This window comes from Ruminococcus sp. AF31-8BH (assembly GCF_003460605.1).
GTDB classification, from domain to species: Bacteria; Bacillota; Clostridia; order Lachnospirales; family Lachnospiraceae; genus Blautia_A; species Blautia_A acetigignens.
In genome coordinates, this window is record NZ_QTVN01000019.1 from 357 (window position 1) to 23,623 (window position 23,267).

The 23,267-nt window shown below is 45.3% G+C and carries 17 protein-coding genes and 2 pseudogenes; 4 read left to right on the plus strand and 15 right to left on the minus strand.

Features of this window, described 5'->3' with window-relative positions; translation table 11 throughout:
* The 6 genes and pseudogenes from DWZ38_RS23665 to DWZ38_RS18715 form a co-directional block, all read right to left on the minus strand.
* Window positions 1-357, minus strand: a pseudogene (locus tag DWZ38_RS23665) (hypothetical protein); the annotation flags it as partial.
* A 445-nt stretch (window positions 358-802) separates the two neighbouring features.
* Window positions 803-1,012: pseudogene (locus DWZ38_RS23670) on the minus strand (DUF6783 domain-containing protein); the annotation flags it as partial.
* Between the two features lie 67 nt (window positions 1,013-1,079).
* Complete coding sequence (locus DWZ38_RS18700; RefSeq protein ID WP_117854570.1) at window positions 1,080-2,393, minus strand: hypothetical protein; 1,314 nt, start codon at window positions 2,391-2,393, stop codon at window positions 1,080-1,082.
* Window positions 2,394-2,592: 199 nt separating this feature from the next.
* Window positions 2,593-2,865, minus strand: a complete 273-nt coding sequence (spoVG, locus tag DWZ38_RS18705) for a septation regulator SpoVG (protein WP_021925982.1) — start codon at window positions 2,863-2,865, stop codon at window positions 2,593-2,595.
* A 53-nt stretch (window positions 2,866-2,918) separates the two neighbouring features.
* On the minus strand, window positions 2,919-4,037 hold the full coding sequence (gene glgD, locus DWZ38_RS18710) for a glucose-1-phosphate adenylyltransferase subunit GlgD (RefSeq protein WP_021925981.1): 1,119 nt from the start codon (window positions 4,035-4,037) through the stop codon (window positions 2,919-2,921).
* Window positions 4,034-5,311 carry a glucose-1-phosphate adenylyltransferase gene (locus tag DWZ38_RS18715; protein ID WP_117854572.1) on the minus strand — a complete coding sequence of 426 codons (1,278 nt, stop codon included), beginning with the start codon at window positions 5,309-5,311 and terminating at the stop codon, window positions 4,034-4,036. The genes glgD and DWZ38_RS18715 overlap by 4 nt, the downstream gene beginning before the upstream one ends.
* Before the next feature lie 279 nt (window positions 5,312-5,590).
* Between DWZ38_RS18715 and murC the strand changes: the two genes are divergently transcribed.
* The 4 genes from murC to DWZ38_RS18735 all read left to right on the plus strand — a co-directional run bounded on the left by murC (window position 5,591) and on the right by DWZ38_RS18735 (window position 10,677).
* Window positions 5,591-6,970 (plus strand): UDP-N-acetylmuramate--L-alanine ligase, encoded by a 1,380-nt coding sequence (gene murC, locus DWZ38_RS18720; protein ID WP_117854575.1) that lies wholly within the window; start codon window positions 5,591-5,593, stop codon window positions 6,968-6,970.
* Between the two features lie 381 nt (window positions 6,971-7,351).
* A complete protein-coding gene (locus DWZ38_RS18725) occupies window positions 7,352-8,497 on the plus strand; it encodes a DnaD domain protein (protein ID WP_021925978.1) in 1,146 nt (381 codons plus the stop codon).
* A gap of 14 nt (window positions 8,498-8,511) precedes the next feature.
* On the plus strand, window positions 8,512-9,498 hold the full coding sequence (locus DWZ38_RS18730) for an ATP-binding protein (protein WP_021925977.1): 987 nt from the start codon (window positions 8,512-8,514) through the stop codon (window positions 9,496-9,498).
* 3 nt (window positions 9,499-9,501) lie between these two features.
* On the plus strand, window positions 9,502-10,677 hold the full coding sequence (locus DWZ38_RS18735) for a ribose-phosphate pyrophosphokinase (RefSeq protein ID WP_021925976.1): 1,176 nt from the start codon (window positions 9,502-9,504) through the stop codon (window positions 10,675-10,677).
* A 149-nt stretch (window positions 10,678-10,826) separates the two neighbouring features.
* Here the strand turns inward: DWZ38_RS18735 and DWZ38_RS18740 are convergent, their stop codons facing one another.
* The 9 genes from DWZ38_RS18740 to DWZ38_RS18780 all read right to left on the minus strand — a co-directional run bounded on the left by DWZ38_RS18740 (window position 10,827) and on the right by DWZ38_RS18780 (window position 23,167).
* On the minus strand, window positions 10,827-12,359 hold the full coding sequence (locus DWZ38_RS18740) for a hypothetical protein (RefSeq protein WP_021925975.1): 1,533 nt from the start codon (window positions 12,357-12,359) through the stop codon (window positions 10,827-10,829).
* A 16-nt stretch (window positions 12,360-12,375) separates the two neighbouring features.
* Window positions 12,376-13,428: a DNA repair exonuclease gene (locus DWZ38_RS18745; protein WP_021925974.1), complete on the minus strand. Its 1,053-nt coding sequence runs from the start codon at window positions 13,426-13,428 to the stop codon at window positions 12,376-12,378.
* Window positions 13,429-13,442: 14 nt separating this feature from the next.
* Window positions 13,443-14,834 carry an asparagine--tRNA ligase gene (gene asnS / locus DWZ38_RS18750; protein WP_021925973.1) on the minus strand — a complete coding sequence of 464 codons (1,392 nt, stop codon included), beginning with the start codon at window positions 14,832-14,834 and terminating at the stop codon, window positions 13,443-13,445.
* A gap of 193 nt (window positions 14,835-15,027) precedes the next feature.
* Window positions 15,028-16,518, minus strand: coding sequence for an InlB B-repeat-containing protein (locus tag DWZ38_RS18755; protein ID WP_021925972.1), 1,491 nt, complete (start codon window positions 16,516-16,518; stop codon window positions 15,028-15,030).
* A gap of 189 nt (window positions 16,519-16,707) precedes the next feature.
* On the minus strand, window positions 16,708-18,198 hold the full coding sequence (gene galT / locus DWZ38_RS18760) for a UDP-glucose--hexose-1-phosphate uridylyltransferase (protein WP_021925971.1): 1,491 nt from the start codon (window positions 18,196-18,198) through the stop codon (window positions 16,708-16,710).
* An 82-nt stretch (window positions 18,199-18,280) separates the two neighbouring features.
* Window positions 18,281-20,731, minus strand: coding sequence for a hypothetical protein (locus DWZ38_RS18765; RefSeq protein WP_021925970.1), 2,451 nt, complete (start codon window positions 20,729-20,731; stop codon window positions 18,281-18,283).
* 11 nt (window positions 20,732-20,742) lie between these two features.
* A complete protein-coding gene (locus DWZ38_RS18770; RefSeq protein WP_117854577.1) occupies window positions 20,743-21,951 on the minus strand; it encodes an SAM-dependent methyltransferase in 1,209 nt (402 codons plus the stop codon).
* 81 nt (window positions 21,952-22,032) lie between these two features.
* Complete coding sequence (locus DWZ38_RS18775) at window positions 22,033-22,401, minus strand: hypothetical protein (protein ID WP_021925968.1); 369 nt, start codon at window positions 22,399-22,401, stop codon at window positions 22,033-22,035.
* Window positions 22,402-22,465: 64 nt separating this feature from the next.
* Window positions 22,466-23,167, minus strand: coding sequence for a 5'-methylthioadenosine/adenosylhomocysteine nucleosidase (locus DWZ38_RS18780; protein ID WP_021925967.1), 702 nt, complete (start codon window positions 23,165-23,167; stop codon window positions 22,466-22,468).
* Window positions 23,168-23,267: the final 100 nt, after the last annotated feature.

Genomic DNA, 23,267 nt, shown 5'->3' on the forward strand with positions numbered 1-23,267 from the left:
CAGGATCTGGCAGCTTTCCTTCAGTTTCTGGTTGTGACCTTCATTAATGTTAATTATCAGAACTTTTAGCTCCAGTGCAGGCTCTCCTCTGACTGTTTCATATGCATCGGACAAGCGATGTTCCATACATTCTCCGATCTTACGGTTCCCGTTGTAGAATACGATAAACTGCGGTGCGGGAATTTTCTGCTGTCTGCTGGAGTATAAAGAAATTCCTTTTTCTTTTATGTACTTCTCGTATTCCTTGGCTATGTACATCAGATCACGCAGCGGGATATTAGGATTGTACGTAGATTGATGCTCCCACAGAAATAAATCCAGGTCCAGAATAAATGCCAGATCATTCTTCATACTCATATATATGGCATTCTCCAATGTTACAATCTCCAGCTTGTCACAATCGCTGTAATTTTTCCCGTTCAACGCATTATACAATGACAACAGATTTTTCTTATCCGAAAAAAAGCATTCGAAAAATAGTATCCTTGTACTTCCTGTTTGCTACCGGGAAGATGCTCTGCTCCTCCTGCAATCCATTACCAGCTTGTAGTTCCATCATAATAGGTACTCCTTTCCCGGGAGACCTGAACACGCTTATTTCGAAATCTCCTGCTCTTAAATGTTTTTGGATTAAAAGCATAGATTTCTGAAATGTGTTTAGATAATACAAGATAGTGCCAACGCACTTTGATAATTGAAAGAAATATGCTTTATGTTTATCTTAGCACAGTCTGGGCTTTTTGGAAATAAAAAATATATTAAAAATATATAAAATAAATTTTATAATTCAATATTTCTCTTTTTACCTTCTTTCAAAAAAGCATACAAAAAAATGCCTAAATAAAAAAAGCCCCGCAAGGCTATATGTTTCAAATGATAAAAACATATCGCACCTGGCGGAGCTTGTTTGGGTTGTGTTAGAGCGTGCCCCCAAAAGGCTTTCTGCAAGATGTGCGTCACAATTTGTGGGAGATTTTGTCCGGATGAGGGTGCCGTAGCGGGCTACGGCAACTGAATTCGGGCAAAATATACCGCAAAGTGGGGCGTGCAGATTGCGGGAATGATTTTTCAAACAGACTCTAGTTCAGTCTGTAGACGTCTGCGCTTTGCAGTCCGAATGCAAGAGCTTCGGAGTGGCTGCCGCAGTAGATGTCAACGTGGCCGTAAGGGGTTCCAAGATCCTCTACGGTGTATACAGTTCCGTTGATCAGAAGCTGGGTTCCGAATGGTACGCCTGCCATGGCAACGGTTCTGCCTGCTGTAGGAACGGTTCCGCTGGCGGTAAGGTTTCCGGCGGTTCCGCAGCACTGTGCACAGTTGCAGTATGCGGTCAGAGTAAAGTTGCCAAGATAGGTTCCCTGAGAGGAAGAGCTGCTTCCGCTCTCGGATATACTTTCGGAATTATCTGTACTATCGGAAGACGCTGTGTAAGAGTCGTCAGAGGAATCCTCATAATCGCTGTAGGAATCATCGGATTCTGTGTAGTCACTGTCGGATTCACTGTAATCGCTATAGCCGTTATCTGCCTCACTGTAATCTTCCTCAGAAGACTCAGACTGACTGTTATCCTCTGCACTATCGTAATTTTCCTCAGAAGCACTTTCTGCCTGTACAGCAGCCGCTGCTGCCGCTTCCTCTGCCGCACGCTCCGCCTCAGCAGCCTGCATCAGACTGTAGATGCTGCTGTCTGCACTGCTGATCTGTGCGTTCAGAGCACTAATTTCGTCCTGGCTGGCACTGATCTGATAAATGTAGGACTGGATATTGTCGTTTGTATTAGCAGTGAGTACCAGAACCTCCTGCTGCTTGGCGGATTTCTCCGCAAGAAGGTCATTGATGGACTGTGCTTCCTCCTCAGCCTGCTCTTCCTGTGCCTTAATGTCAGCCTGAAGCTTCTTATATTTGTCCAGCATATCACGGTCATACTGGGAAATCTGTGCAATATTCTCGGCACGGTTCAAAAACTGCGCCAGATCCTGAGAGGATAAAAGCAGCTCCAGCATAGATGCACTGCCATTCTCATACATGTAAACAATACGCTTCTTCATATCCTCGTACTGCTTGTCGGATGTGGCCTTGGCCTCTTCAAGCTGTGCCTGAAGAGTTTTCAGCTCGTCCTCTTTCTCTGCTGCCTGGATTCCAAGCTCGGACACGCTGTTGGTAAGCTCTGTATACTGCGCATTCAGCTCTGCCAGATAGCTCTCAAGCTCCTGCTTCTTGCTCTCCAGGGATGCCATATTGGCCTGCTCCTGTGCCAGATCTGCCTGTGCGGCTTCCTTCTGGGCCTGTACGTCTGCAAGCTGCTCTTCTGTGGAAGATGCATATACAAAAGCAGGTGCGGATACGCTCATAATTCCTGTCAACAGTAACGCAAAAACTTTCTTAAATCTCATATATGTAAACACCTCATTATCTTTTTTCTAGGTTTAGTATAACACACTTTGTAATTATTGCAACACTTTATTTAAATTTCGTAACAATTGTGTAATATTTAAGAATTTTCCAAAATGTCATAAGTGCATTTACAGCATAAAAAAATCCCCGCATCTCCTGGATTTCTCCCAGAAATGCGGGGTGTAAAAACCTCTTGTATTATACCGCTGCTTCCTCAGCAGCAGCTTCCTGATACTTCTCGAGAATGATCGTCTGAATCTTGTCACGAGTGGAAGAATTGATGGGATGTGCAATATCCCGGTATTCTCCATCGGTTGCTTTGCGGCTTGGCATTGCGATGAAAAGTCCCTTCTCGCCCTCAATCACCTTGATGTCATGTACTACAAATTCTTCATCAATGGTGATGGAAACTACGGCTTTCATCTTTCCCTCCTTCGCAACCTTTCTCACCCGTACGTCTGTAATGTTCATTTTTGCTGCCCCTTTCCTCTCAACCGCTTCTGCTGCGGTTGAAGTCTTTTTTATTATAAGGTATATCTTTCGTTTTTCTCTACGACGATCTTCACTTCTCCTTCGCCGCTGTAATAAGAGTTGGCACGGATGGTATCCCTGCTCTCTACGATACAATTCTCGATATGTGTATTATCCCCCAGATACACATCGTTCAGGATTACGGAATTCTTAATTACACAGTTGTTTCCAACAAATACATCCTTAAACAGAACGGAATTCTCAACCACTCCGTTTACAATACAGCCGCTGGAGATCAGACTGTTCTTCACCACTGCGCCAGGGTTGTATTTGGCTGGCGGAAGGTCATCGATCTTGGTCTTGATTCCAGGCTCCTGCTTGAAGAAATAGTTGCGGATCTCCGGCTTCAGGAAATCCATGTTGGTCTTATAATAGGATTCCACAGTGGAAATATTGCTCCAGTAGCTGTCGATCTTGTAGCCATAGATTCGCTTCAGATTCTTGTAGCGAATGAGAATATCTTTTACAAAATCATTGCGACCTTCCTGGGCAGCTTTCTCGATAAGCTCGATCAGCTGTCTTCTTCGGATCACATAGATACCTGTGGAAATGGTGTTGTACGGGGAAACCATAGGCTTCTCCTCGAACTCCTCAATCCTGCAGTCCTCATTCATGCGAAGAACACCGAAACGCTCTACCTCGGACGGATCCGGGCATGTGGTGCACACAACGGTAATGTCAGCGCGTTTCGCAATGTGATATTCCAGAACCTTGTTGTAGTCCATCTTGTAAACGCAGTCACCGGAAGCGATTACAACGTAAGGTTCATGGCTGTTTTTCAAAAAACTTAAGTTCTGATAAATAGCATCTGCGGTTCCCTGATACCAGAAACCGTTTTCTTTGGTGATAGTAGGTGTAAATACGAAAAGACCGCCTTGCTTTCTTCCGAAATCCCACCACTTGGAGGAGCTTAAATGCTCATTCAGGGAACGGGCATTGTACTGGGTCAGTACTGCAACCTTCTGGATGCGGGAGTTTGCCATATTGCTAAGGGCAAAATCTATACTTCTATAGCTTCCGGCAATCGGCATTGCTGCAATTGCCCTCTTATCTGATAATTCTCTCATGCGGTTGTTATTACCGCCAGCTAAAATAATACCAATCGCTCTCATGCTTTGTCACCGTCCTTTGCTGCAATTACCTGTCCGCTTTCCAGAATGCCCTCCGGATAATCCTCCGCTTTGGTCACGCCGGAAACCGCCGTGTTCTTTCCAATCTTAACATTGTCCGGAATCACGGAGCCTTCTCCTATGGTCGCAATGCCAAATGCATATACAGCAGGCTTCAGCACATTTGGTGCTTCCTCGCCGCAGCCAAGAACCACGTTATTGCCGATGGTTACATCCTCTGCTACAATAGCCTTGTCCATGTCTACATTCTCGCCGATGGTTGTATTTCGCATAATAATGGAATTCTTAATTACGCTTCCTTTACCGATTACAACGTTCGGCCCGATTACAGAATTATGTATCTCGCCATAAATTTCAGAGCCCTCGCCGATCAGACATCTGTCCAGAACAGCCTCCTCGGAAATATACTGCGGCTGGATAATATCGCCTTTGGTGTAGATTTTCCAGAATTCCTCATAAAGATTGAACTCCGGAATAATATCGATAAGCTCCATATTTGCTTCCCAGTAGGAGCCAAGAGTTCCTACGTCTTTCCAGTAGCCGTTGTACTCATAAGCAAAAAGACGCTGTCCCTTTTCCTTACAGTATGGAAGAATGTGTTTACCAAAATCACAGCTTTGCTGATCCTTCAATGCATAAAGAGCTTCTTTAAGAACCGGCCAGCTGAAAATATAAATACCCATGGAAGCAAGATTGCTGCTTGGATGCTCCGGTTTCTCTTCAAATTCCGTTACGCGGAAGGTCTCATCTGTTACCATGATACCAAAACGGCTGGCTTCCTCAATAGGTACCGGCATACAGGCGATGGTCACATCTGCCTTGTTCGCCTTATGGAAGTCGAGCATAACCTCGTAATCCATCTTATATATATGATCTCCGGAAAGGATAAGCACATAATCAGGATTGTACTGCTCCATATACGCCATATTCTGGAAAATGGCATTGGCTGTTCCTGTGTACCACTCGCTGTTTGTGCTCTTCTCGTAAGGTGGAAGTACGGTTACGCCGCCTTCATTTCTGTCCAGGTCCCACGGAACACCGATACCGATATGGGTATTCAGTCTCAGAGGCTGATACTGTGTCAGAACTCCTACTGTATCAATTCCTGAATTAATACAGTTACTTAATGGAAAATCAATGATACGGTATTTTCCTCCAAAAGCTACTGCTGGTTTGGCCACTTTTTCTGTCAGTACCCCAAGTCTGCTGCCTTGGCCGCCGGCTAAGAGCATGGCAATCATTTCTTTTTTAATCATGCTATCACCTCTTGTTGTAGTTATGATTTATCATTATACCATACTTCTCCTGTTTAGTGAACATTTATTACAATTTTTTTGGTCTCATTTTACTTTTTTTATCGTTATTGTACATGTTTTTTCGACAGCATTCGAATTTGGCTTGTTGCTTTTGGATATTTTGTACAGGAAGAAAGAAATACTTTTCATTTTTCATGGTTCGGGGTATAATAAATGAAAATAAAAACGCAGTTTTCTCATTATGGGAAGCTGTCACATTCATTTTATGAGGAGATTAATATGTATCAGATAGACTTTCATAAACCGCTTCATATTCACTTTATCGGTATTGGCGGAATCAGCATGAGCGGACTTGCTGAGATCCTTCTGGGTGAGGAGTTCAAGGTATCCGGTTCTGATGCCAAGGAGAGCCCCCTTACGGATTCTCTTACGAAGAAGGGTGCACGTATTTTTTACGGACAGCGCGCTTCCAATATTACAGACGATGTAGAGCTTGTGGTTTACACTGCAGCCATCCATCCTGACAACCCGGAATACGCCTGCGCAGTGGAAAAAGGCATTCCTATGCTTACCCGAGCCCAGCTTCTTGGACAGATCATGCGTAACTACGACACACCGATCGCTGTTTCCGGAACTCATGGCAAAACTACCACTACCTCTATGATTTCCCAGATTCTTCTGGAGGCAGACGCAGATCCTACCATCAGCGTTGGCGGAATCCTTCCGTCCATCGGGGGAAATATCCGAGTAGGACAGTCTGAGACCTTTGTCACAGAGGCTTGCGAGTATACCAACAGCTTTTTAAGCTTTTTCCCGAAGATCAGCATTATCCTGAACATTGACGCAGACCATCTGGACTTTTTCAAGGATATTGACGACATCCGTCATTCCTTCCGCAAATTTGCCCAGCTGCTGCCATCTGACGGAGCCCTGATCATCAATGCGGACACACCTCGCTATGAGGAAATTATCGAAGGACTTCCCTGCAAGGTCATTACATACGGCCTGGAGCACGACGCACAGTATCAGGCTGCTGATATCACCTATGACAAATACGGTCACGCTTCCTTCACCGTTATGAAGGATGGTAAGAAAGCCGGAAGCTTCTATCTGAAGGTTCCGGGCAGCCACAATGTTTCCAATGCACTGGCTGCGATTGCACTGGCACAGCTTCTTCAGATCCCGGACGAGGTTACCGTGAAGGGACTTGGAAGCTTCACAGGTACAGACCGCCGTTTCCAGTACAAGGGTGAAGTGGCAGGCGTTACCATTGTGGATGATTATGCACATCATCCCACAGAGATCCAGGCAACCTTAAACGCAGCACACAATTATCCCCACAAGAAGCTGTGGTGCGTTTTTCAGCCGCACACTTATACTCGTACCAAGGCACTTCTTCCAGAGTTTGCCAAGGCACTTACCCTGGCTGACCATGTAGTTCTGGCTGACATTTATGCGGCAAGAGAAACCGATACTCTTGGAATTTCTTCCGAGGATCTTCAGGCGAAGATTAAAGAGCTGGGTACTCCATGCGAATACTTCCCTACCTTTGACGAGATCGAGACTTATCTTCTGAACAACTGCGCTCCTGGAGATCTGCTGATCACAATGGGTGCCGGAGATGTTGTGAAAATCGGGGAGCAGCTGCTTGGCAAATAAGATTTGTACGGTATTTCGCCGGTTCCAGCAATAAAATATAAAAATGTTATCCACATCAAAAGAAGCTTGTATTTGCAAGCTTCTTTTTAGTTATCCACATTATCCACATGCTTATGCACATTTTCACATTGTGCTGCATGTGGATTCTTTTGTGCATAATCCACTTAACATAATATTACGACAGAGTTCGACACGAATTGCTATTTTTCTTTATTTTTCAAGAGGTTACAGGTTTCCCATAAACATTATGCGCAACTTGATTTCCACATTATCCACATTATCCACACTGTAATCCACACACATTCCGGCGGAAAAATATTCTATTCTCTTTTAAAAAAGGTTGTGCTATAATGCAGACAACAACCGCAAGGAGAATATCACATGATCACGTTACATAGTACAGAGGCAAATGATGTCACTGTTTTATCCAATGTTTTTATCGACCGTTTTATGCCAAGAGCAGGCGGCGAATTTGTAAAAGTATATATTTATCTGCTGCGCATGCTTGGCAGCCCCCAGGAAGCCTTCGGGCTTTCCCAGATGGCAGATTCTCTGCTTTGTACAGAAGGTGATATTCTCCGTGCACTGAAATACTGGGAGAATGAGAAACTGGTTTCTCTTATATATGAAGGAAATGCGCTGACGGGGATTACACTTCTGACACCGCGGAACAAGGCAGATGAAATTTCTGTAAATGCAGAGCAGGATTTCCCTGTCCAGGAAAATCCTCTGTCAAATTTAGAGAATGCGGCTGCTGTCTCATCACAGGACACTGCATTCCCGGTCCCTGACAGAACTGGATCTTCTTCCTCTTCACCCGCTCCTTCCAAGCCCCTTTCCGAGAGCAGGCATCTTACCCCGGACCGGGTGAAGGAGCTGAAGCAGAACGAAGATATTGTCCAGCTGCTTTACATTGCGGAGCAGTATCTGGGCAAGACCCTTACCCCTACGGAGACCCGCAAGATCCTGTTTTTCTATGATGAGCTGCATATGTCTGTGGATCTTATTGATTATCTGATCGAGTACTGTGTGGGACGGGATCACCGCAGCATCCGTTATATTGAGACCGTAGCCATGGCATGGAAGGAGGAGGGAATCACAACCGTAGAAATGGCCAAGGATTCCACCTCCCGCTACAGCAAAGAATATTTCACCGTTCTCAAAGCCATGGGAATTACCAACCGCAATCCTGCCGACACAGAGATTGCCCTGATCAACACCTGGACCAAAGAGTACGGCTTTACCATGGACCTGATCCAGGAGGCCTGTTCCCGCACGGTTCTTCAGACCGGACAGCCCAGCTTCCCATATGCAGACAAGATCCTGCAAAGCTGGAGTAAGAAGAAGATCCGTACCCTGGAGGATGTACGCCTTCAGGATGCCCAGCACCAGAAGCGCAAGCTGGAAAAGGCAGCCAAGACACCAGCTCCGCTGCCAAAGGCCACCAACCGCTTCAATAATTTCCACCAGCGGGATTACGATTTCGCAGAATACGAGAAGAAGCTCCTGAATAACAGCACCAACTAGAAGGAGAAATTTACATGCCTTTACAGAATTACCAGTACGATACCATTATGCGTGAATATAATCGAAGACAGGCCCAGAACCGCCGCATTCAGGAGGAACACCAGGCAGAGGCCTACGAGAAGATTCCCCGCCTTCGGGAGATTGACGAGGAGGTTGCCACCTTAAGCGCAAGGAAGGTCCGTGCCCTGATCAACCGCCAGGAGAGCGGCATCGATGATCTGCGCAATGATATCGCCCTTCTTTCCCAGGAGAGGACTGCTCTTTTGCTTTCTTCTGGCTATCCGGCGGATTATCTGGAGATGCCCTGCACCTGTCCCATCTGCCAGGATACGGGATATGTAGGCAGCCAGAAATGCTCCTGTTTCAAAAAAGCAGAGATCGAACTTCTGTATACCCAGTCAAATTTGAAAGAAATTCTTGAAAAAGAGAACTTTGACCACTTTTCATTTGCCTTTTATTCTGATACAATAACAAATGATTCAACGGGGCTCACAGAACGCGAGACCGCCCGCCGTGCTTACAATCTTGCGAAGGACTTTGTTGCTGGCTTTGACAATACCTTTGAGAATCTGTTTTTCTACGGCGATACCGGTGTGGGCAAGACCTTTCTTTCCCACTGTATTGCGCATGAGCTTCTGGAGAGTGCACACTGCGTGCTGTATTTTTCCGCATTTGATCTTTTTGATTTTCTTGCGGGCTCTGCATTTTCCAGGAAGAATGATACTCCCGATGATGAACTGATTTTTGACTGTGACCTGCTGATCATTGATGACCTTGGAACGGAGCTGACCAACAGCTTTGTATCCTCACAGCTTTTCCTGTGCATCAATGAGCGGATCATGCGCAAAAAATCCACGATTATTTCCACAAACCTGAAACTGGAAGATTTCTCAGCTACGTATTCTGAGAGAACCTTTTCCCGCATTGCCAGCAATTACCGCATGACCAAACTTGTGGGAAAGGACATCCGCATTCAGAAAATTTTTTTAGGAGGAAAGTAAAGAATGGCACAAGAAGAATTGACTACACTTCCCGTCGGAAGGCTGGGATTAGTTCCTTTGGAAAGCTGCAAGAGTTTAGGACAGAAGGTGGACGAATGGCTTGTACAGTGGCGTAAGGAACGTGAGCATTCAGAAACAGATTCTTTCGCCTTTGAAGGATACAAAAGAGATTCCTATGTGGTAAAGGTTCAGAACCCAAGATTTGGCTCCGGCGAGGGCAAATGCGTTGTTACCGAGTCTGTGCGAGGCGACGATATTTATGTTCTTGTAGATGTATGCAATTACAATATCTCTTACCCCATCGGCAAATACACCAACCTGATGTCTCCTGACGATCATTATCAGGATCTGAAGCGTGTAATTGCAGCAATCGGAGGCAAGGCCCGCCGTGTAAACGTAATCATGCCTTATCTCTATGAGGGACGCCAGAGCAAGCGTATCGGAAGAGAGTCACTTGACTGTGCTACTTCCCTCCATGAACTTATCAATATGGGTGTGGAGAACATCATCACCTTCGATGCACATGACCCGCAGATCCAGAACGCTACACCGCTTCACGGATTTGAGACTGTGCATCCGTCTTACCAGTTTATCAAAGCTCTTCTGAAGAACGAGCAGGGACTTCACATTGACAATGAGCACTTTATGATCATCAGCCCGGATGAGGGAAGCATGAACCGTGCTATTTATCTTGCCAATATCCTTGGAGTCGATATGGGTATGTACTACAAGCGCCTTGACTATTCCAAGAATGTAGACGGCAGACATCCTATCGCCGCTTATGAATTCCTTGGACCAAATGTAGCAGGCAAAGATCTGATTCTCATCGACGATATGATTTCTTCTGGCGAGACTATTCTGAAGATTGCTTCTCTTCTGAAAGAAAGAGGTGCAGGCAAAATTTATCTGTGCTCCACATTTGGACTGTTTACCGACAGCCTTAAGAAATTTGACGAGGCACATGAGGCAGGGGTATTTGACAAACTTCTTACCACTAACCTGGTTTACCAGCCGGAGGAGCTGCTTGCGAAGCCGTATTATATCTCCTGCGATATGAGCAAATATATTGCGCTGATCATTGATACCCTGAATCATGATATGTCTGTCAGCCATCTGCTGAACCCGGTTGACCGAATTAAGCGCTGCGTAAAAAATTATATGGCTCAGTATGAGAAATAAGCTGTTATGTCAGGAGCAACGGGGATTTGGTTTCTGATATCGTAAGAGATAATTAGATTTGAAATCGTTTAAGGCTGAAGTTTTATCAGATAGTGATAAAGCCTCAGCCTTATTTTTCGTGACGGAAACGGGAAAGGCTTTGTTTCCTGTCACATTTTCGTATATTCAATGTGCTCTAGAAGTTCTGTGATTTTAGCATTGTCGGTTCTTATAAATATCTGTCCTGGCTGTTTTTTCAGCCATTTAAGAGCGGACAGTATTTGTTCTTCCGGGCAGCCGCTCCAGAGATCATCCAGCATTACAGGCAGTGTGGTCTTCGCAGCAAGCAGCTCTCCTGCTGCCATACGGATGGCGAAGTAAACCAGCTTCATATCAGCCAGGCTGAATTTCCCCAGTTCTGCCTGACCCTGTTCCGTATCGAGCATAATGTGCTGCTGGTTGTCGCGGAAAACTTCTATGAATTTACCATCCGTCAGCTCTCTTAAGATTCTGGAAGCACGTATGCGGATCTTCCTGCCGCTCTCCCTGTAAATATCCCCGGACAGCGTCCCGATGGTCTCCATTGCAAGATTCAGCGCCTGGATCTCAAGATCCTCAGACCTTGGCAGTGCCGTCTCCGTCTCGTATTCCTGGTAATCCTTCTGAATATTGGTAAAAGCAGTCAGCATCTCATTATAATTTTCATCAAGATCCTCCTGACTGAATTTCAGCTTGTCCTGATGAACCTGCATGCGGGCTTTTTTCTTCTTTTGCTTTGCAAGTTCGCTGCGCAGCCTTCTCCTCACGGAAAAAGAGTAGATGATGGCAATCACAGCGGCAGCCACGCAAACATCCATTCCAACTCTGGACATTTCATCTCCCATCTGGAAGTGTCCCACAAGACCTACAATTCCAACCACAGCTGCGATTACAGCAACTGCAATCATCTCCAGATTTTTCTTTTCCGTTGTACGGATCTGCTCGCCCAGAAGAGTCTCCTCTTCCCTGCTGGCAGAAGAATAGATTTCTGTCTGCTGCTGTGCAACCTGACCTTTCCTGTCCCGGAGCTCATCTAACTGGGATTCCAGTTCTTCCAGTCTGGCGGACATTTTATCCTGCTGGCGCTGTACGTCCTTCTGCCAGCGCTCCTTCTGGCTTAAATAGCCCTTTCTCCACATCTTCAGCATCTGGTCCGCTCTGCCAAGCTGCATGCTGCTGTCCCAGGATTTCTCCAGAGCGCCCAGATAATTGTGAAGCTCTCTTGCAAAATCCGCGGCGGAAGTGCCCTTCAGGGCTTTTACATCTGCTGCATTCTCATATAATTTCTCACTGAGCTTTCCAAAAATCAAGTGGGCAGGAGTGTCTGAGCCTAGTTCCAGAACATTCTCGTTCTCCTGGCAGAAAAGCTGGCAGACGTAGGTCTCTTTTCCAAAATCACGAGTCAGGCGGTAATTTTTCCCATGGTCCTCAAACCAGAGAATTCCACCGTATTCCTGGCCTTGTTCTGGCTGATACCGGGTATAAAGATCGTTTTCACAGCCTTTTCCATACGGGTCTGAAAATCCGAAAAACATGATTTTGATAAAATCAAAAAGGATTTCTCGTTCTTCTTCAGCACAGATCAGGTTCAATCCAGGAGCAAATTCCATTGTACGGTTATAAATGGCACCAAAATTATTGATTGTTATGCGATTTAAGATCATTTATGTGTTCCTCTGTTCATACGCTTGTTTCCAGCAAAGCCTGAAGGCCGTAATACATGGCCTTCTCTTCCACTGTGTTCCTGTTTTTCCCCTGGAAATAGCTGATGTAGTCACCGATCAGGGTACCTGCATACTGCCGCTGCAAAGCTTCCAGATCATAGGCAGGAACCGTCTCATCCAGAACCTCCGTGATATTTCCAAAAGCTTTCAGACGCTCGGGGATCAGAAGAAGCTCGGGCTTTCTTTTTCCCTGAAGGATCACGCGGTAGATATTCAGACCGCCTCTTTTAAAGAGCTCTTCTTTCAGGTTATCCTCAAGGGAAAGCTGTGTGCTTTCGGTATTCACATTCAAAAGAAGCTGCTGGTAGGTCCGCATGGAAAATGGAACAAAGCTGGTCTTTATTCTGCCATTCTCAGCCCGGCCTTCTATATATCCATGCTCTCCGAAATCATTTGGCTTAAGAGGTTCCGGGGCACCGCTGTAAAGGGCTCTATCCCGTATGAGAACCCTAGGCGCATGCGTGTGTCCCAGGGCAGCATAGTCAAAGCCTGCGGCAGCAAGCTTCGCTGCATCAAGGGGACAGTGCTGACGGTCTCCGCCGTGGGCCAGAAGGATATGGATTCCTTCCTTATTTTCCGGACGGATGCCAGCATACAGATCCTCTGTGATTACGGGATGCTCGTAGCTCATGCCATATACATACACATCCAGCTTCTCATCCTTCACACAGGCAACCTTCTCTTTTGCAAAAAACACAACATTGGAAGCCCAGGAAAAGGTTCTGTAAAAAGAGTCTATTTTCATGTAATCCTGATCCCCAGCCATAAGATAAACCCTGGTTTTCGGGATGGATGCAAACAGTTCATTGACTTCCTTCAGTTCGCTTAAAAGGGGCTGGCGGTGAAACAGATCTCCGGCTATAAATAACAAATCCACCGGATTCTCACGGATACCCGTAATAACCCGGCGGAATGTTTCCCAGATTTCATTCTCCCGCTTCTCGCTCCACGGGCAGCCTCTGTCAGGGACTGCCCCAAGATTTACGTCTGCAAGATGAATAAATCTCATTCTTCTACCTCATTTTATAAATCGCAGTTGTTAACTGTTCTCGGGAACGGGATTACGTCGCGGATGTTGCCCATTCCTGTCAGATACATAACGCAACGCTCAAAGCCAAGGCCGTATCCGGAATGGCGTGTGGAACCATATTTACGAAGATCAAGATAGAAATCATAATCCTCTTCTTTCAGTCCAAGCTCATCCATACGTGCTTTCAGTTTGCCGTAGTCGTCCTCTCTCTGGCTTCCTCCGATAATCTCACCGATTCCAGGAACAAGGCAGTCCATGGCAGCTACTGTCTTTCCATCCTCGTTCATCTTCATGTAGAATGCTTTGATTTCCTTCGGATAGTCTGTAACGAAAATCGGTTTCTTAAAGATCTGCTCGGTCAGATAGCGCTCATGCTCTGTCTGCAGGTCACATCCCCAGGATACCTTGTAGTCAAACTTATCGTTGTTTTTCTCAAGAAGCTTGATTGCCTCTGTGTAGGTAACACGTCCGAACTCAGAGTTGGCAACATGGTTCAGACGGTCCAGAAGTCCCTTGTCTACGAAGGAATTGAAGAAGTTCATCTCTTCTGGAGCATTCTCAAGTACATAGCGGATCACATATTTCAGCATGGACTCTGCAAGGTTCATGTTATCCTCGAGGTCAGCGAATGCACACTCTGGCTCGATCATCCAGAACTCAGCTGCATGACGTGTGGTGTTGGAGTTCTCTGCACGGAATGTAGGTCCGAATGTGTATACATTGCGGAATGCCTGTGCAAAGGTCTCGCAGTTCAGCTGACCGCTTACTGTCAGGTTGGTCTCCTTGCCGAAGAAGTCCTTGGAATAATCGATGTTTCCCTTCTCATCGGTAGGGATGTTATTCAGATCCATAGTCGTAACCTGGAACATCTCTCCAGCACCCTCACAGTCGCTTCCTGTGATAAGCGGTGTGTGTACATAGACAAATCCTCTCTCCTGGAAGAACTTATGGATTGCATATGCACAAAGGGAACGTACACGGAACACAGCCTGGAAGGTATTTGTTCTGGAACGAAGGTGTGTGATCGTTCTTAAGTATTCAAGGCTGTGACGTTTCTTCTGAAGAGGATAATCCGGTGCGGAAGCGCCCTCTACTGAAATTTCTGTGGCCTGGATCTCGAATGGCTGCTTCGCCTGAGGTGTAGCTACCAGAGTTCCTTTTACAATAATTGCTGCGCCTACATTCAGTTTGGAAATCTCAGCAAAATTATCCATTGTATCGTGGTAAACGACCTGAAGGGTCTCAAAATATGTTCCATCATGGAGAACAACAAATCCAAAAGTCTTGGAATCACGAACGCTTCGTACCCAGCCGCCTACAGTAATCTCCTGGTCCAGGTATTTCTCCCGTTCTCTGTAAATCTCTTTTACTGTTGTAAGTTTCATAATCTGCTCCTCTTTCTCCTCATTTTTCCAAACACTCGTTTCTCTATAGTATAGACTATTCCTCTTCTTCGCGCAAGGTTATTTTCACAAAAAGAAGACCGCAGATTTCTGCCGGAACTGCTGTTTCCCGGCATGATCATCCTGGTCTTCTTTGGTTCATTGCTTCGTGTTCTCTTGAATTCGTATTCTCTTGTTAGTGCTCGCTTAGATAGTCAAGACAATACTTGAATATCCGCTTATAGGTCTTGGTGGTGTAGTGGAGACCATCATCTACGGTAACATCCACGCCGCCAGCACCGCGATTGGTGCCAAATCCTGTGTTAAGCAGGTAGGAATAGGTATCAATGTAGGTATAGGTTCCATTCAGTCCCGCACTCACAACTGTGTTGAACTTACGCACAACCTCCTCTGTTCTCAGCTTGTTAAAGCCACGTACCTGGATTACCTTGCTGTTAACCGGATTCACTGACATGAAGAACAGCTTGCAGTTCTTTTTCTGCAGCTCTCCGGCAATCTGCTTAAGATACGTTACATAATTATACATCTGCCCCGGATCGTTTACACCCAGATTGAAGATGACTGCTGTCGGTCTCTGTACGGAATAGTAGGCCTGTGCCTTAGAAAGAATACTGTTCATTCCAGTCTCTTTCAGCCAGCTAAGTCCCTGCCCTTCCTGGCACACGAAATCGATATCCTGCAGAACATTGGAATCTGTGCCGAACTGTCTCTGCAGGGTCAGCTGCATGCGCACGGTTCTGGAATCACCCACGAATATGATATGATTATATCCTCTGCTGGTGCTTCCGTTTCCCATTCTCCATCCGCTGCTTGCAAGCAGATCAGAAGAACTTAGCTCTTCTTCTGCTGACCGGTTAAATACTACTGCGTATAATTTCACGTTTCCATTTACAGTAATGGATTCTCCCGCTTCATAACGCGGGGCAACACACTTGCCAGGCTGATAATCCCAGCCCATAAATGTATATCCGGAAGCGTTGCTTACGGAAGGAAGCTTATAAGAAGTTCCGGATCTGACGCTTATGGTCTTATAAACGGCTCCATTGTTCTTGCAAAGCGTTACTGTAGCATTCTTTTTATAAACAGCATAAAGCCTCTGCGATTTCTTGATCCGTATCTTCTTGCCGACTGCATAATTTGCACGGGAAGCATTCTTGCTGGTGCTCCATCCCAGAACCTCATATCCGCTCTTAGCCGGAACGGACGGCAGTGTCAGGTAATCATTCTTGGTAACCGTCGTCTTCAGCTTGGCAAAAGCTGTACTGGAGGAACCATTGCTGTTATAAAATGCAACTGTATAAGTTCCTACTTTTTTGCGGACTGCATACAGACTTAAATTCTTCTTCAAAGTGATCGTCTGACCAGCTTTGTAGGTGATCTTCGTCGCATTCTTTCTGGTAGACCATCCAAGATTCTGATACCCCTTGACAGATGGAACGGACGGCAACTTAATTCTCTTTCCCGCTGTGGTCTTGATCCGAAGCTGATTGTAAACAGGCCTGCCGTTTGTATTCCAGAATCTGGCTACTACATTGGTGGTTGCAGCCTGTACATTATAGGTACCTCCACCGGATCTGCCGCTTCCTGTCAGGCTTCCGTACCATACCAGCGCTGCCAGCAGCAGAACCCAGAAAATCCTTTGCTTTCTTTTATGCTTATCTCTCATAGACACTCCTCTGCTCCATAAATCTGTTTCCGTCACAATGTACACAAAGTGAATCGTTGCTTTTCTATTTCCTGTTGGCTTTAGTATAACGGAAATTCCTTTTTCTTTCAACCAAAATCCAACATGTTTTGTAGTTTTGTTACATTTTTGTTACTTATATGTTGCAAAAGAGCTGTTTCCCATCAAGATTTACAGTGCCTGAACAAATCTCATGAAGGCTTCTCTGCCCTCTTCCGTGCATTTGTATACACCTGCATCTTCCAGGACATGTACAAATACATTTCCCACTTCTTTGTGCAGAATTTCTTCAATGTTATCTTTGTTCAGATGATCGTATTTTGGAAGGAAGCCTTTTACCCAGTCCGCATGCTTCTCAATCTTCTCATTGGAGGAAATATCCTTACCTTCCAGAATGTACTCTGCAAGCAGCTCCAGTTCCTCTTTCAGTCTTGCAGGAAGAACCGCAAGTCCCATAACCTCGATCAGACCGATGTTCTCCTTCTTAATATGATGATACTCTGCATGAGGATGATATACGCCCAGCGGATTCTCCTCTGTAGTGATGTTGTTTCTTAATGTAAGATCCAGCTCGAACATGTCACCTCTTTTACGTGCGATCGGAGTGATGGTGTTGTGCGGTTCTCCGTCTGTTTCTGCATAAATAAATGCAGCCTCATCGGTGTAGCCTCTCCATACCTCCAGCACATGAGTGGCAAGATCCACCAGTCTCTTCTCATCCTTGTGGCGGATACGAAGAACGGAAAGCGGCCATTTTACAATTCCAGCTTCCACATCCTCATAGCCCGGAATCGTTACCGGCTTCTCGATTTCTGCTTTTGCCATAGCAAAGGTATAATGTCCGCCCTGGAAATGATCGTGGCTTAAAATGGAGCCTCCAACAATCGGAAGATCCGCATTGGAGCCAAGGAAGTAATGAGGAAACAGCTTCACGAAATCAAATAGCTTGATAAATGTGTTTCTCTCAATCTTCATCGGAGTATGCCTGCAGTTAAATACAATACAGTGCTCATTGTAATATACATATGGAGAATACTGCATTCCCCACGAGCTGTCATTGATGGTGAGCGGAATGATTCTGTGATTCTCTCTTGCCGGATGGTTGGCGCGTCCTGCATATCCCTCATTCTCCGGGCAAAGAAGGCATTTCGGATAGCTGCTGGATTTAATCAGCTTGGCTGCTGCAATGGCTTTTGGATCCTTCTCCGGCTTAGAAAGGTTGATGGTGATATCCATGGTTCCATAAGGAGAATCTACGGTCCACTTCTGATCCTTCTTTACACGATAGCGGCGGATGTAGTCACTGTCCTGGCTTAATTTATAGAAATAATCAGTCGCTTCTTCCGGGGATTCCTTATATTTTTCCCAGAAAGTGTTCTGAACCTGAGCAGGACGAGGCATAAGACAGTTCATCAGCCTAGTATCAAACAAGTCTCTGTAAACTACGCTGTCCTGAATCAGGCCGCGTTCTACAGCTTCGTCAAGAAGTTCCTTCAGAACCTCTTCCAGATTAATATTGGAGTATTCCTCTTCCGGTTCTGTGTACTCGTCTTCCTTAAAAACATCAAGCAGAAGATTTGTTGTGTAATTTTTCTCGCAGGCAGGAGTCAGTCCTGTCTCAATTCCGTACTGTACCAGTTTTTTGATGTTTTCGCTTAACATTTTTCTGTCCTTTCCTGTTGCTTTATTTTTTATGTCAGGGGGCAAAATGAATTTGCCCCAGCTGCTTCATTGCTCCAGCTCATCAGAAATCCGGATTTTCTATATAACTGATAAAAATATTGCCTGCTGCCTCAAATAATGCAGTGCTGTCATTCATACCATAAGGATATGTCTCTCCCTTCACAGGATCGTAAAGATAGGTGTTGTATTCATCATATCCGACGATCACCACACTGGTATTATCACCGGTTTTGGCAATGACAGGTCTTTGGGCACTGATCTCATAGAGTACGCTGTCCAGGGTACATCCGGAAAGATCAATTACAGTTCCCCCATCTCCAAGGCTTTCCTGTAAAACAGCCACATCCAGGGATGCGCTCTTCATTGCTTCCGGTATGTCATCAAGATTCAGCGTCAGCTTTGTCTTCTTGTTTCCGCGCTCCCATACATACTGCTGGGCGCGGTTCAGTACTACTCCAGTCTGTTCATCTGCCCTTAAAACTGCCTGGGCAGGATCTGTGTATGTGCTGTCCAGACCGCCTTTCGCATATACATAATATACGTTGTCATCCGGCATCTGAGTGTCCAGGGCAATATATTCATCCTTCACACTCTTCATCTTTGAATAGATTACTAATGGTTCCTGGATTTCCGGTGCTTCATCCAGGGACAGTCTGATCTGTGTTCCTGCTCTGGTGCTGCTTACCAGTTCTACAGATACTGTGTTGGCAGATGCCTTTGTATTGTTCAGGATATTATCTTTATCTACTGCCTGATAGCCGCTGCCTGTCTTCTGGGAAAGCTGAAACTCCATTATGGTGCTTCCCATTGTCACATTGGTTATATAAAGTCCTTCCTGATGATATTCCTTTTTTAGGGTTCCGTCAAATGCTTCTATGCGGATTGTATGAATTCCTGTGGTTTCATGGCCATTGCTGTCTGTCACAATATCGCCATCCACCACAATTCCATAAACCATATCCTCATTCATGAATCCGGAAAGCACAAGTGACTGTCCGTCTGACGGCGCAAGGGTTCTGGTTTCCAGGGTTTCAAAATCAATTTCCTTTATGTTTCCGGCACTCTCTCCCTTCTGGATCACCCAGGCTGCATGAGCATTTGTCTCTGAAACCGCGAACTCATCTGTATGAATTCCCTCATCCAGCACCTCGCTGGTTTCCTCTGAAATATTGACTCTGTACAGCTTCTGTGCAAACAAAAGAAACAGAAAATTATCTGTGCTTACGTAAGACAATGTTCCAAGGTCTTCCTTAAGGAACTCATAAGATTCTGTTGATGGAATGAAGACTTTCTCTTCCACCACATTCTGGTCATTGCTGTAGTGGTATACACAGACACCGCAGTATCCTTCCCGGACACCCCGGTTCATATATCCATACAGCACAAAATCCACATCTCCGTTGTCTTCCACACGAATGATCTTAATATCGTGCTTGTATCTTGCATCTCTGAAATCTCCATCATTCTCCTTACGGAAGCTGAAAATTCTGGAAAACTTACCATCTGTCGGAGAATAGGACCACAAATCACCCTCCTGAACAAATGCCAGAACTCCGGCAGTTTCATTCATCATATATTCCACATTCTTATCTCTTACCCCAAGGAGAAGTCCCTTGTCCGAAATATGAATGGAATTCTCGTTGAATACCTGGGATGCACTTCGCTTGAAATCCAGAAGCATAATTCTGGTTTCTGTGTAGCGCATTCTGTAAAACTCTGTTACATCATAAATTTCCTGATTTCCATTATCATCCAGGGCGGCAATCTGATATTCCAGGGAAACACTGGCAGTTGTCTCATTGATATCCTTCACAACCGGGATTCCGCTTCTGTATATCTGCGGGCTTAAATTTCCCCAGCTGATCTGGGCAAATGTGGAATTGATGTCCACATCTGTATAATTGACTGTAGTTCTGGAATTGTCCGGTTCCAGATAACTGGTCAGATCCTCTGCCGCCGCTTTATCCATGCATTTCTCATAAAAGCTTGTGACAAACTTAATATACTGGGATGCATTCACATTGGATCTGGAAACAACGCGGGTATAGTAGTAAGCCGTTCCTTTATTTGTTTCCAGCGAGATCTGCAGGGAATACTCCTGGTTCATCAGAAGGTCACTGCTGATCTTTATAGTCGTGGCCAGATAGCTGTCCAGCTTGTCCAGACTTTTGACCTTGCGGTTTTCCAGTACCTTGCTGCCGTCGGAAGTACGGATCTCATAGGAAAGACTTGTAACCTTCGTATCATAGGGATTCACCACCAGGGACAATTCCTTCGAAGTATCCAGCGGGGTTACACTGTCTCTGGTAAAATCCGACTGCATGGGCTGCGCATAACCGTACATCCTGTTTCCATAGTTTCCGTCAAAATTAACCATTACTTCCGGGAAAACCGGATCATTCATATCAGAGCGGTCATCCGTGGTCTCGCTGTTCAGCAGAAGTGAGCTTCCTGCCACGCCAAGAACAAAAATAAACAGGAGAATCACTGCTCTGCGTAAAAATTTTATCATTTTTTCTCCCCTTAATTTTCTGAATGTACCTCCCCCTCCGGGTACAGAAGTTTTTCCAGTGTCGGCCTGATATGCAAAGCATTCATAAGCTCTGCTGCATCATCCATTTTTCTTTTATTACCAGTTTTTACTGCACGGATCAGAAGATTCTTAGGCGTATGCTCCATGTCGATAAACTCCAGGATCTGAGTCTCATACCCCATACTTTCCAGCAGATTGGCACGAATTCCATCTGTGAGTAAAGCAGACATTCTTTCCTTGAGAATCCCATACTTCAGAATCGGTTCCAGCGTGTCATTCTTAATCTGGCGGTTCACCTCATGCTGACAGCATGGAACAGAAAGGATTACTTTGGCGCCCCACTCTACAGCTTTGGCAAGTGCGTAATCCGTGGCAGTATCGCAGGCATGAAGAGTCACTACCATATCTACAGAAGATACACCCTCATAATCTGCAATATCTCCCTGATAAAAATGCAGCTTCTCATAGCCGTATTTAACAGCCAGCCCATTACATTTCTCAATGACATCTGTTTTCAGATCCAAGCCGATAATATTTACATCATAGCCTTTAAGTTCTCTTAAATAATAATACATGGCAAAAGTAAGGTAGAACTTTCCGCAGCCAAAATCCAATATCGTAACTTCCTTCTGCTGATCCAGCTTTGGAAGAATGTCCTGGATAAATTCCAGAAAGCGGTTGATCTGCCGGAATTTATCATATTTCTGCGTGATGATCCGTCCCTCTTTATTCATAACTCCAAGGTCCACAAGGAATGGAACTGGAGTATTTTCTTTGAGAATATACTGCTTCACACGGTTGTGTGCCAGTATCTGTTTCTTTTCACCAGTCTGGGCAGGCTTGTCTTTCCCAGAAGTACTCTGGTTCTGTGCATTACCGGGATGACGTCTGGTCTTAATGGTTACTTTTCCCTTCTTGCTCACCAGAACAGTACCGTCCAGCGTCATCCCACTGGACTGAAGCTGTGAAAAGTGATGCTGCAGTCCCTCTTTCAGATACTGTATCAGTTCCTCACGGTGATAATTCCTGTGAAGTACTTTCGTTCCAACAGTCTCAGAAACCTGGTAAATCACCTGTCCTTTGATTTCTACAGGACGTATCTTCGCTTTGGAAGGCCCTTCTCCTTTGCTTCCGCTTAATACGGCCTGGCATAACTGCTCATTGATCTGTTCGTCTAAATATTCGTCTATTGTTTTCATCTTTTTAATATTATAAAGCTTCCACTATATCTATTGTAAAATTCTGTTATCATATTTTGCTTCGGTCAGGGCTTCCTTCTTTTAATACCAGCCCCGGCATCTGCGTCTCCGGCACCGTCTGCGTGATATTTCGTGAAATAAAAGCACCTGAACAAGATCCTCCAGAAGACCGTCTGACATAGCTTCCATACCTGCCTGCGGGCTGACATCATCCATGATCTTCCTGCCAAGATGATACAGCATGTAGCGGTCCGGATGTTCATCGTACAGCCTGCTGCCCTCGTAATCCAGAAGATCACATTCTTCTTCCACTTTCTCCTGAATCCTTCTGGCAGTCTCCGGATAATAAGATTTCATCAGGGAAAACTCTTCTTCCTGTTCTTTCTCCCCTCTGTAAAGCATGGGATTGGCATAGCTCGCGTAAAATGGATAAAAATCTTTATATATCATATCAGCATTCTGATTCCTTTTCCATTTCACTTCCAGTATATGCAGCATTCCCGGCAGGCGTTAATTATGCAAGTCTTGCAAGCATATTCAAAGTCAGCTTCACACTGTGCTCGATTGCTTTTTTCTCAAATTCACTGTAATCCATCTGCGCACTTCCGTCTGCCTTGTCAGAAATAGCGCGGATCACAAGGAATGGAATCTCATTGAGATAAGCAGCCTGTCCAATGGCAGCGCCTTCCATCTCGGTTGCGTATGCGGCAAACTCAGATACAATACCGTCCTTCACGCCCTGGTCGCAGACAAACTGATCACCGGATGCAATTCTGCCCTCAAATACCTGGATATCCGGGTTCACCTCGCGGCATACCTCTGCTGCTAACTGGCGAAGCTTCTCATCTGCTGCAAAATAAAATACCGGCATCTGTGGAATCTGGCCTTTGCGATATCCGAATCCGGTAGCATCCATGTCGTGCTGCACAACATCTGTAGAGAGAACAATGTCCCCAATATTGATGTCCTTATTCAGGCTTCCTGCGATTCCTGTGTTGATGATTGCTTCTACTGAAAATACGTCAGCAAGAATCTGCGCGCAGATTCCAGCATTTACCTTGCCAATTCCGGAACGCACTACAACGGCTTTTCTTCCAGCCAGAGTTCCCTCATAAAAATCCATGGAAGCTTTCTTGATAATTCTCACATCTTCCATTTTTTCTTTTAAAATGGCAACTTCTTCTTCCATTGCCCCGATAATACCTATGCTTTTCATTTTGTATTCTCCTGTTGTAAATATAATTTAACATTTATTGCCGCTGTCACAAAGTAACCAGCAGCCTTTTACCTCTTGATTCTTCTTTATTATAACAAAA